The sequence below is a fragment of the Pyxidicoccus caerfyrddinensis genome, assembly GCF_010894405.1.
GTDB lineage: Bacteria > Myxococcota > Myxococcia > Myxococcales > Myxococcaceae > Myxococcus > Myxococcus caerfyrddinensis.
The window spans coordinates 19,290-30,907 of the sequence record NZ_JAAIYA010000051.1 but is presented as its reverse complement, the minus strand read 5'-3'; the positions used below and the strand labels follow the sequence as shown (position 1 = coordinate 30,907).

The 11,618-nt window shown below is 70.7% G+C and carries 3 protein-coding genes; all 3 read left to right on the top strand.

Annotated elements, in window-relative coordinates; translation table 11 throughout:
- The first annotated feature begins 25 nt into the window (after positions 1–25).
- Genes G4D86_RS50805 through G4D86_RS50795 form a run of 3 tightly spaced genes read left to right on the top strand, consistent with a single transcriptional unit; the run spans position 26 to position 11,540 of the window.
- Positions 26–7,675: an amino acid adenylation domain-containing protein gene (locus tag G4D86_RS50805; RefSeq protein WP_205520424.1), complete on the top strand. Its 7,650-nt coding sequence runs from the start codon at positions 26–28 to the stop codon at positions 7,673–7,675.
- Complete coding sequence (locus G4D86_RS50800) at positions 7,672–9,108, top strand: MFS transporter (RefSeq protein ID WP_164002942.1); 1,437 nt, start codon at positions 7,672–7,674, stop codon at positions 9,106–9,108. Before G4D86_RS50805 ends, G4D86_RS50800 begins: the two co-directional genes overlap by 4 nt.
- Positions 9,105–11,540: a penicillin acylase family protein gene (locus G4D86_RS50795; RefSeq protein WP_164002941.1), complete on the top strand. Its 2,436-nt coding sequence runs from the start codon at positions 9,105–9,107 to the stop codon at positions 11,538–11,540. Before G4D86_RS50800 ends, G4D86_RS50795 begins: the two co-directional genes overlap by 4 nt.
- The last annotated feature ends 78 nt before the right edge of the window (positions 11,541–11,618 follow it).

The window sequence follows — 11,618 nt, the reverse complement described above, 5'->3', positions numbered from 1 at the left end:
GGCCGTGGCCCTGGTGCGTGAAGACGTGCCCGGCGACAAGCGCCTCGTCGGCTACGTCGCCGCTCCCGAGTCGCTCGACATGGCCGCGCTGCGTGCCGCGCTCAAGCAACGGCTGCCCGAGTACATGCTGCCCTCCGCTCTGGTGCGGTTGGACGCACTGCCCCTCACCGCCAACGCCAAGGTCGACCGCAAGGCACTGCCCGCTCCCGACGCGGTCCAGGCCTCGCCCACCGAAGCCTTCGTCGCCCCGCGGACTCCCATTGAAGAGAAGCTCGCGGAGGTGTTCACGGCCGTCCTGCGCGTGCCCCAGGTGAGCATCACCGGCAACTTCTTCGAGCTGGGTGGACACTCGCTGCTGGCCACGCAGGTCATCTCACGCATCCGCTCCCAGCTCGGCGTGGAGCTGCCCCTGCGCGCCCTCTTCGAGGCGTCCACCGTCGCCGCCCTCGCCGAGCGCATCGAGTCCGCACTCCTGGCGGGAGGCTCGCTCCAGGCGCCCGCGCTCCTGCTCCGGGCAGCCTCCTCCGCCGCGCGGCCGCTGTCCTTCGCACAGCAGCGCCTGTGGTTCATCGACCAGCTCCAGCCCGGCAGCTCCGCCTACAACATGCCCTCGCCGGTGCGGCTCACCGGAGCCCTGGACCTCGCGGCCCTGGAGCGCAGCCTCGGCGCGCTCGTCGAGCGTCACGAGTCCCTGCGCACCACCTTCGCCGCCAGCAACGGTGAGCCCGTGCAGGTCATCGACCCTGTCTCGGACTTCCACCTCCCCCTGCTGGACCTGGGCGCACTGCCCACCGACAAGCGCGAGGCCGAGGCCCAGCGGCTGGCCACCGAAGACGGCGTCCGCCCGTTCGACCTCTCACGGGGACCGCTCTTCCGCGCCTCGCTGCTGAAGCTCGCGCCCGACGAGCATGTGCTGCTGCTCAACCTGCACCACATCATCTCCGACGGCTGGTCCATGGGCGTGCTCGTTCGCGAGCTGGCCGCACTGTACGAGGCCCACGCCACGGGCCAGACGCCCCATCTCCCCCCGCTGCCGATGCAGTACGCCGACTACTCGGTGTGGCAGCGCTCCTGGCTGAGCGGCGAGGTGCTGGAGGCCCAGCTAGGCTACTGGAAGCAGCAGCTCGGGAGCGCTCCGCGAGCGCTGGAGCTGCCCACCGACAAGCCCCGTCCGCCCGTGCAGACCTTCCACGGCGAGACACACTCCTTCGCGCTTCCCGCCGAGCTGGGTCAGCAAATGGAGGCGCTCGCCCGCCAACACCACGCCACCCTCTTCATGGTGCTGCTCGCCGCCTGGCAGACGCTGCTCTCCCGGTACTCGGGACAGGACGATGTCGTCGTCGGCTCGCCCATCGCCGGCCGCAACCGCACGGAGACCGAGGGCCTCATCGGCTTCTTCGTCAACTCGCTCGCCCTGCGCGCCCGCGTGTCAGACGAGGACACCTTCGCGTCCCTGCTGGGGCGGGTGCGCGAGTCCACGCTGGGCGCGTATGCCCACCAGGAGGTGCCCTTCGAGAAGCTGGTGGAGGTGCTCCAGCCCGAGCGCGACATGAGCCGCTCGCCGCTGTTCCAGGTCATGTTCTCGCTGCAGAACCTGCCGGACTCCTCCATCTCCCTGCCGGGCCTGAAGCTCTCCACCGTGGAGACTCCTACCCACGTCTCCAAGTTCGAGCTGACGCTGGCGATGACTCCGAGCCCGCGAGGGCTGTTCGGCTCGCTGAACTACAACAGCGACCTGTTCGACGCCTCCACCGTCGCGCGCATGGCGGGCCACCTCCACACCCTGCTGGAGGCCATCGCCGCCAACCCGCGCCAGCGCCTGTCCGAGCTTCCGTTGATGCGCGAGGACGAGCGGCGCCAGGTCATCGAGCAGTGGAACGACACGGCCGCGCCCCTCGCGGAGGGCGCCCGCTTCCACGAGCTGTTCGAGGCCCAGGTGCTGCGCACGCCTGACGCTCCGGCCCTCCGCTTCGGCGAGCGCACGATGAGCTACCGGGAGCTGGACATGCGCGCCAACCAGCTCGCGCATGAGCTGCGCGCCCGGGGCGTGCGGCCCGACATGCGGGTGGCGCTGTGCCTGGAGCGCTCGTTCGACGTGGTGGTCGGGCTCTTCGGCGTGCTCAAGGCCGGCGGCGCCTACGTGCCGATGGACCCTGCCTACCCCCGCGAGCGCCTGGACTTCATGCTCCAGGACTGCGGCGCACCGGTGCTCCTCACCCACTCTCACCTGCTCGACACGCTGCCCGCGTTCTCGGGCGACGTGCTGACGCTGGACACCGCCGAGCCCGTCCTCTCGCGCCACCCGGCTACAGCGCCGGCCCGCGTCGGCACGGCCGACAACCTGGCGTACATCATCTACACCTCGGGCAGCACAGGCCGCCCGAAGGGCGTCATGGTGAGCCACCGCGGTGTGCCCAACCTCGCGGCGGACATCGCCCGCGTCACGGGCTTCCATCCCGGCCAGCGCGTGCTCCAGTTCGCGTCCTTCAGCTTCGACGCCTCCGTGTACGAGGTGACGCTGGCCCTGTTCCACGGCGCCACCCTGGTGATGGCGCCACGCGAAGAGCTGATGCCCGGCCAGTCCCTGGTGGACGTGCTGCGCGGTCAGGCCATCGACCAGTTGCTGCTGCCTCCCTCCGTCCTGGCAGTACTGCCCACGGAAGGATTGGAGACGCTGGGCACCATTCTCTCCGGCGGCGAGGCCTGCACGGCCGAGCTGGTGGAGAAGTGGGCTCCTGGCCGGCGGTTGTTCAATGTGTACGGCCCCACCGAGACCACCGTCATCGCCAACATGCACCTCTGCGTGCCGGATGGGCAGCGGCCTCCGCTGGGCCGGGGCCTCGCCAACACGCGGCTCTACGTGATGGACCGGCACCTGCGTCCGGTGCCCATCGGCATCGTCGGCGAGCTGTGCATCGGCGGCGTGGGCGTGACGCGCGGCTACCTCAACCGGCCGGAGCTGACGGCCGAGAAGTTCGTGCCGGATGCGTTCGGCACCGAGCCCGGTGGGCGCCTGTACCGCACGGGAGACCTCGTGCGCTGGAGGGCGGACGGCACCCTGGACTACGTCGGCCGTACCGACTTCCAGGTGAAGCTGCGTGGCTTCCGCATCGAGCTGGGTGAAATCGAGGCGGTGCTGGCCTCGCACTCCGGCGTGCGGCAGGCGCTGGTGCTGGTGCGTGAGGACCGCCCCGGCGACAAGCGCCTCGCGGCGTATGTGGTCCCCACCCCCGGCATGTCCGTGGACGTCGAGTCGCTCCGGGCCACCGCGAAGCAGCGGCTGCCCGAGCACATGGTGCCCTCGGCCTTCGTGGTGTTGGAGGCCCTGCCGCTGACGCCCAACGGCAAGGTGGACCGCAAGGCCCTGCCCGTGCCCGAGGCTCCGACGTCCACGGCGGAGCACGTCGCCCCGCGCACGCCCACCGAGGAGCTGCTCGCGGGCCTGTGGGGACAGGTGCTGGGCCTGGAGCGCGTGGGCGCGGACGCGCAGTTCTTCGAGCTGGGCGGCCACTCGCTGCTGGCCACGCAGGTCATCTCGCGCATCCGCGCCGCCTTCGGCGTGGAGCTGCCCCTGCGTGCCCTCTTCGAGGCCCCGGTCCTCTCCGCCCTCGCGAAGCGGGTGGACGCGGCGGTGCACTCGCGCGCCGTCCAGGCTCCGCCCCTGGTGCCCGTGCCGCGCACCGATGAGCTGCCGCTATCCTTCGCGCAGCAGCGACTGTGGGTCATCGACCAGCTCGAGCCCGGCAGTCCCGCGTACAACATCCCCACCGCGCTGCGGATGCGTGGGCCGCTGGACGTGGGCGCGCTGGAGCAGGCCTTCGTCTCGCTCGTCGAGCGGCACGAGGCCCTGCGCACCACCTTCGGCGTCCAGGACGGCGAACCCGTGCAGGTCATCCACCCGCTGCCGCACTTCCCGCTGCCCGTGGTGGACCTGAGCGCGCTGCCCGCCGCGGTGCGCGAGGCCGAGGCCCACAGGCTGGCCGCGCAAGAGGCCCAGCGTCCCTTCGACCTGGCGCGAGGCCCCGTCTTCCGTGCCCTCGTGCTGCGTCTGGGCGAACAGGACCATGTCCTCATCGGGACGATGCACCACATCGTCTCCGACGGCTGGTCCATGGGCGTGCTGGTGCGCGAGTTGACGGAGTTCTACGCGGCGCACTCGACGGGCCGGGAGCCCCGCCTGCCCGCCCTGCCGGTGCAGTACGCCGACTTCGCCGCCTGGCAGCGCTCGTGGCTGCGGGGTGAGGCGCTGGAGCGGCAGCTGGGGTACTGGCGTCAGCAGCTCTCCGGCGCGGCCCCCGTGCTGGAGTTGCCCACCGACAAGCCCCGTCCCGCCGTCCAGTCCCACCGGGGCGCATGGCAGCCGGTGCAGCTCTCCGCTTCCGTGTCCGAGGCGCTCCTGGCCCTCTGCCAGCGCGAGGGCACCACGCCCTTCATGGCCCTGCTGGCCCTCTGGCAGGTGCTGCTGGCCCGCTACTCCGGCCAGGACGACATCTCCGTCGGCTCGCCCATCGCCGGCCGTACCCGCTCGGAGACGGAGGGCCTCATCGGCTTCTTCGTCAACACGCTGGTGCTGCGCACCCTGGTGGACCCGCGCTCCACCTTCCGCGAGCTGCTCGCCAAGGTGCGCTCCACCACCCTGGGCGCCTACGAGCACCAGGATGTGCCCTTCGAGAAGCTCGTCGAGGAATTGCGCCCGCAGCGCAGCCTGAGTCACTCACCACTGTTCCAGGTGATGCTCGTCCTGCAGAACGCGCCGACGGCCACCGTGGAGGTGAAGGGCCGTGCGCAGGACAGCGCTCCGCTGAGCGTGGAGTCCTTCGAGTCCGGCCCTCAGGCCACCAAGTTCGACCTGACGCTCTCACTGGCCCAGGGCCCCGAGGGCCTCGGTGGCTCGTTGAGCTACCGCACGGACCTGTTCGAGCCGGGCACCATCACCCGCCTGGTGGAGCACTTCACCATGCTGGTGCAGGCCGCCGTGTCCGCGCCGGAGACGCGCGTGGGTGAGCTGTCCCTGCTGCCCGCATCCGAGCGTCAGCAACTGCTGGTGCGCTGGAATGACACGCGTCACGAGGCAGGCTGGGACGGCGCGCTGCACGAGCGCTTCGAACAGCAGGCGGCTCGTACGCCTGATGCACTGGCTGTCCTCGACGACTCCGCCTCGCTGTCCTTCGCGCAGGTCAACCGCCGCGCCAACCAGCTCGCCCGCTGGCTGCGCTCGCGTGGTGTCGGCCCGGAGGTGCGCGTCGCGCTCTGCATGGAGCGTGGCGTGGACATGGTCGTCGCCGTCCTCGCAATCCTCAAGGCCGGTGGTGCCTACGTCCCCATGGACCCGGCCTACCCGCGTGAGCGCCTGGCCTTCATGCTCCAGGACTGTGGCGCCCTGCTCGCCCTTACCCAGAGCCACCTGAAGACGCAGCTCGAAGGTGCCTCCGTGGAAGCGGTGTATCTGGACGGCGCGTCCACCACGCAGGCGCTCTCGCGCGAGTCCGAGGCCAACCCGCCCCGCGTCACCTCGCCCGAGCACCTCGCCTACGTCATCTACACCTCCGGCTCCACCGGCCGCCCCAAGGGCGTCATGGTTCAGCACGCCTCCGTGATGAACCTGCGCGCCGCTCTGACTTCTGCCGTCTACGCAGGGGCAGGCAGCGCACTGCGCGTCAGCCTCAATGCGCCGCTCGCCTTCGACGCCTCGGTGAAGCAGCTCATCCAGGTGGCCGATGGTCATGCTCTCTGCGTCGTGCCCCAGGCCGCTCGCGAGGACGTCTCGCTGCTCAAGGCGTGGGTGGAGAATCACCAACTCGACGTCCTCGACTGCTCGCCCTCTCACCTGCGCCTGCTGCTGGAAGAGGGGCTGGCCTCTTCAAGGCCGCTGCGCGTGCTGGTGGGCGGAGAAGCCGTGGACGAAGCGCTCTGGGCGAAGCTGTCCGCCCACCCCTTCATCCAGTGCTTCAACGTCTACGGCCCCACCGAGTGCACCGTCGACACCACCGCTCGCGCCATTCGCGGCGCCTCCCGGCCCACCCTCGGCGGCCCTCTCGCCAACGTGCAGGTGTACGTCCTCGACGAGCGCATGCAGCCGGTGCCCACCGGTGTCCCCGGTGAGCTCTTCATCGGCGGCGCGGGCGTGGCGCGCGGCTACCTCGGCCGCCCCGAGCTCTCCGCCGAGAAGTTCATTCCGGACCCGTTCAGCACCACGGCTGGAGGCCGCCTCTACCGCACCGGTGACAAGGTGCGCTGGCTGGCCAACGGCGAGCTGGACTACCTGGGCCGCATCGACTTCCAGGTGAAGCTGCGCGGCTTCCGCATCGAGTTGGGTGAAATCGAGGCCGCACTGGAGCAGGAAGCCAGCGTCAGCCGCGCCGTGGTGCTCGCGCGCGAGGACGTCCCCGGCAACCCGCGCCTCGTCGCCTACCTCGTCACGCCCGAAGGCCACACCCTCGACACGGCCGAGCTGCGCACCTCACTGCTCCGCTCGCTGCCCGAGTACATGGTGCCTTCCGCCTTCGTCTTCCTGGCGGCCCTGCCCCTCAACACCCACGGCAAGGTCGACCGCAAGGCCCTGCCCACCCCGGACGCTTCCTCCACGGGCGCCGCCTACGTCGCCCCTCGCACTCCCACCGAGGAGGCCGTCGCCGCCGTCTGGGCCGAGGTGCTCCACGTCGAGAAGGTCGGCGCCACCGACGACTTCTTCTCCCTCGGAGGCCACTCCCTCCTCGCCGTGCGCCTCATGGCCCGACTCCGCGAGCGCACCGGAGTCACACTGCCGGTGTCAGCCCTCTTCCAGGGCGCCACCGTGGAGCGCCTGGCACAGCGGCTGGAGCTGCGCGACGACGCCTCCCGCTCCACCTCCAACCTCGTCCGCCTGGACGCGGGCACCGCTACCGGCCGACCCCTCTTCCTCGTCCACGGCGGTGGCGGCAGCGTGCTGGGCTACACCGAGCTCGTCCGCCTGCTCGGCAACGACAGGCCCCTCTACGGCCTGTCCGCCTCCGGCATCGACGGGGGCGAGCTGCCCGCCGCCTCCATCGAAGTCCTCGCTCGCGACTACCTCGCCCAGCTGCGCGCCGTGCAGCCCCAGGGGCCCTACCTCCTGGGGGGCTGGTCCTTCGGAGGACTCGTCGCCTACGAGATGGCCCGGCTCCTCCAGGCAGCAGGCGAGCAAGTAGAGCTGCTCGCCCTGCTCGACAGCCACGCACCCGACTCGCAGCCTCGGCCCGAGCCGGACGCCCTCATGCAGCTGGCCGGCTTCGGCCGGGTGCTCGGGCTGCCGTGGCAGTCGCTGCCGCTGGACGTGGAGCACCTGCGACGTCTGGACGTCCGGGGCGCGCTGGCCTACGTGCTGGAGCAGGCGCGGCGCTCACCCTCCGGTGGGCTCGACCTGGACCTCGACGCGGCCGAGCGACTCTTCCGTGTGTATCAGCGGCTCAGTCACGCCCAGCGAAACTACGTGCCCGCGGGGGCCTACATGGGTCCGGCCCTCCTGCTCCGGGCCGCTACTCCCCCGAGCGGCGCGCCTCGCGCTCAGGACCTGGGCTGGAGTGCGTGGCTCGGCGGCACGCTCACGGTGTATGAAGTGCCGGGCGACCACTACACCTTGCTCACCGCGCCCAACGCCCCCCATGTGGCGGAGCGGCTCGTCAATCACCTGGACTCTCTGGAGCGCGACGCCTCATGACACCCCAAGCCCCTCCTTCACCGGGCTACTCGATGCGGACCTTCGGGGCCGTCTGGCTCGGGCAGTTCATCTCCATGCTGGGCTCGTCGCTGACGACGTTCGCGCTCGGGGCGTACGTCTACCAGACGTCCGGTTCCGTCACCGGCTTCGCCCTCGTCGGCTTCTTCGGCTCACTGCCCATGGTGCTGCTGTCGCCCCTGGCGGGCGTGCTCGCGGACAGGTGGGACCGGCGCAAGCTCATGCTCGTGGGAGACCTGGGCGCGGCCCTGGGCATCTTCCTCATCTGGGGAGTGTTCGCCGGCCAGGACGCGGGGTGGTGGACCATCAAGGTCTGGTACTTCTACGGCCCGCTCCTGATCGGCTCGGCCTTCTCCACGCTGTGCTTCCCGGCCTGGTCCTCCACCGTGCCGCTGCTCGTCCCCCGCAAGCACCTGGGTCGCGCCAGCGGGATGACGGAGCTGAGCGCCGCCATCGCCCAGATTGCCGGCCCGCTCATCGCCAGCGCACTGCTGGGCTCCATCGGCCTGCGCGGCATCCTCCTCGTGGATGCCATCTCCTACATCTTCGCCATCGGCGCGCTCTTCTTCGTCCGCTTCCCCATGCCGCCCCGCGACGCCACGAAGAAGGCGGGTCAGCGCTCCCTGAAGGCGGACCTGGTGGAGGGCTGGAAGTTCATCCGTGAGCGGCCGGGCCTCTTCGGCCTGATGGTCTTCATCACCACCAGCGGCTTCATCGTCGGCATGGTGATGCTGCTCATCAACCCGCTGGTGCTGGCCTTCTCGGACATCGACCACCTGAAGTGGATTGCCTCCGTCGCCGGCATTGGCGGGCTGGCCGGCGGCCTCCTCACCAGCATCTGGGGCGGCCCCCAGCGCCGCGTGCTCGGCATCGCGGCCCTCTCCCTCGTGTCCGGGCTCATCCTCCCGCTGGCGGCCCTGCCGCCCAGCGTGCCGCTCATCGCCGTGTCGGCCGCCGTCTTCGTCTTCACCTTCCCGCTCATCTCGGCCTGCAACCAGTTCGTCTGGCAGACGAAGGTACCGCCCGAGCTGCAGGGCCGCGTCGCCGCCCTGCGCCGGGTGGTGTTCCAGGCCATGGGGTTGGTGGTGTCCCTGCTGGGCGGCGTGCTGGCGGACCAGGTCTTCGAGCCCCTGATGGCCACGGATGGCGCGCTCGCCTCCAGCGTCGGCCGGGTGATTGGCACCGGCCAGGGCCGCGGCGTCGCGCTCATGTTCGTCATGCTCAGCGTGATGATGCTGACGAACGTCGTCGTGCTGTGGCTGTCGCCCCGCGCGCGCAACGTGGAGTCCGAGCTGCCTGACGCCCTGCCCGCCCAACCCCAGAAACCCCACGTGCCCACGCCCATGCCCGCGGACATCGCGGCGGACGTCGGAGCCGCACCGCGCCTCGCCACGACCGGGAGCACCGAGACATGAGCACCTTCAACCGCTGGCTCCAGTTGCTTCGCAAGCTGCCCCCCGTGCTGGCTCTCGCCACGCCCGGCGTGGGCCCCTGGCTCGCCCGCCGCCGCTGGCCCCGCACGCAGGGCGCGCTCCAGGTGGACGGGCTGCACGGCCCGGTGGAAGTCATCCGCGACACCTGGGGCACCCCGCACATCTACGCGCAGGACGAGCACGACCTGTTCTTCGCGCAGGGCTACGTGCACGCGCAGGACCGGATGTGGCAGCTCGAGTTCGGCCGCCTCACCGGCAATGGCCTGCTGGGCTCCGTGCTCGGCCCCCCGGTGGTCCCCATGGACCACATCATGCGCACGCTGGGGCTGCGGCGCATGGCGGAGAAGACGCTGCCCCAGGTGTCGGCGGACTCGCGCGCCATCCTGGACGCGTACGCCGCGGGCGTGAATGCGCGCATCGCCAACGAGCCGCTGCCCCTGGAGTTCACCGTGCTGGGCACCACCCCGGCCCCGTGGACGCCGCTGGACACGCTGGTGCGCGGCAACCTGCTGTCGCTGATGCTGGGCGGCAACTACCGGCTGGAGCTGCTGCGGGCCCGGCTGGTGGCCGAGGCGGGCGAGGAGGTCGCCGCGCTGCTGTTGCCCGTCCACGCCCCGCAGACGCCGCTCATCGTCCCCCCGGAGGCGATGTACAAGGGCCTGCGCGGCGTGAAGACGATGGAGGGGCTGGACGCCACGGACGCCGTGCTCGGCGACCCGAACATCGTCACCGGCAGCAACAACTGGGTGGTGCACGGCCAGCGCACCGCCAGCGGCAAGCCGCTGCTCGCCAACGACATCCACATGGGCCTGGGCATGCCGTCGCCCTGGTACGAGAACGGCCTGCACGGCGGCCGCTTCAACCACGTGGGCTACTCGCTGCCGGGCGTGCCGCTGGTGGTCATCGGCCACAACGGCAAGGCCGCCTGGGGCATGTCCAACCTGGGGCCGGACACCCAGGACTTCTACGTGGAGAAGCTGGACGACCCGAAGTCGCCCAAGCGCTACGAGTACCAGGGCACCTGGCATGACCTGGAGGTCATCCGCGAGGAAATCCCCGTGCGCGGCGGCCCGCCCGCGTCAGTGGTCATCCGCAGCACCCGGCACGGGCCACTGCTCAACAAGGCGATGAGCCGCACGCTCGGGGACTCCGAGCCCATGGCGCTGCGGTGGGCCCACCCGGAGTGCCGGCCCCTCATCGACGCGCTGGTGAGCATGAACCTGGCGAAGAGCTGGGACGAGTTCCGCGCGGCCTGCAAGCTGTGGGAGAGCCCGGGACAGAACTTCGTGTACGCGGACTCGGACGGCAACGTGGGCTACCAGTCCACGGGCCGCATCCCCATCCGCGCCGCGGGGCACCAGGGCACGGTGCCGGTGCCGGGCTGGACGGGCGAGTACGAGTGGCAGGGCTACATCCCCTTCGAGGACCTGCCCTCCTCGCTCAACCCGCCCGCGGGCTTCGCCGCCACGGCCAACAACAAGATTACGTCCGACGACTACCCGTACGTCATCGCCCACAACTGGTTCCCGGGCTACCGCGCCCGGCGGATTACGGACCTGCTGGCCGAGGGCACGAAGCACACGGTGGAGGACATGCGCCGTATCCAGTCGGAGACGTACTCCATCCCCGCCGAGCTGATGCGCCCGCACCTCTTGTCGATGAAGCCCGCGGACGACGCGCAGGCGAAGGCGCTGGCGGAGCTGGCCGCGTGGGACTTGCGCTTCGAGGTGGACCGCGTGGGCGCCACCCTCTTCCACGCCTGGTACATCCAGGTGCTGCGCGCCCTGCTGCGCCACAAGCTGGGGCCGAAGCTGGTGGAGCGCTACCTGGACAGCGACTACGAGCGGCACGGCAGCATGCACATGCCGCTCGTGGTGGACCTGATGGGCAAGCCGGACGACGCGTGGTGGGACGACCCGACGACGCCGGAGCGCGAGACGCGCGACGACATCCTCCGGCGCTCGCTCACGGCGGCGCTGAAGTGGCTGACCGAGCGCTACGGGCCCGAGCTCAAGTCCTGGACCTGGGGCCGCGTCCACACGTTGACGTACCAGCACGTGGTGCTGGGCGGGCCGAGCAGCCCGAAGCCGCTGCGCAAGCTCTTCAACACCCGGGAGCTGCCGGCGCGCGGGGACACCTACTCGGTGGACGGCGCCTCCTTCATCTGGAGCCGACCCTTCGACGTGGTCCACGGCACCGCGCTGCGCGTGGTCATCGACCTGGGAGATTTGACGAAGTCGGTGGCCATTCACGCGCCCGGGCAGTCTGAGCATCTGCTTCACCCGCACCGGGACGACCTGATGGACATGAACCAGAAGGTCGAGTGCCACCCGCTGCTGTACACGCGGGAGGCCGTGGAGTCCCAGGCGAAGAGCACGCTGACGCTCCAGCCCGCGAAGAAGCGCCTGGGCTGAGCGAATACCCGGGGTCGCTTCGCCGTTGTCCCCGCGACTCCAGCTTCGATTTGTCGTTCTTCGTGAGCGCGCGCAGCG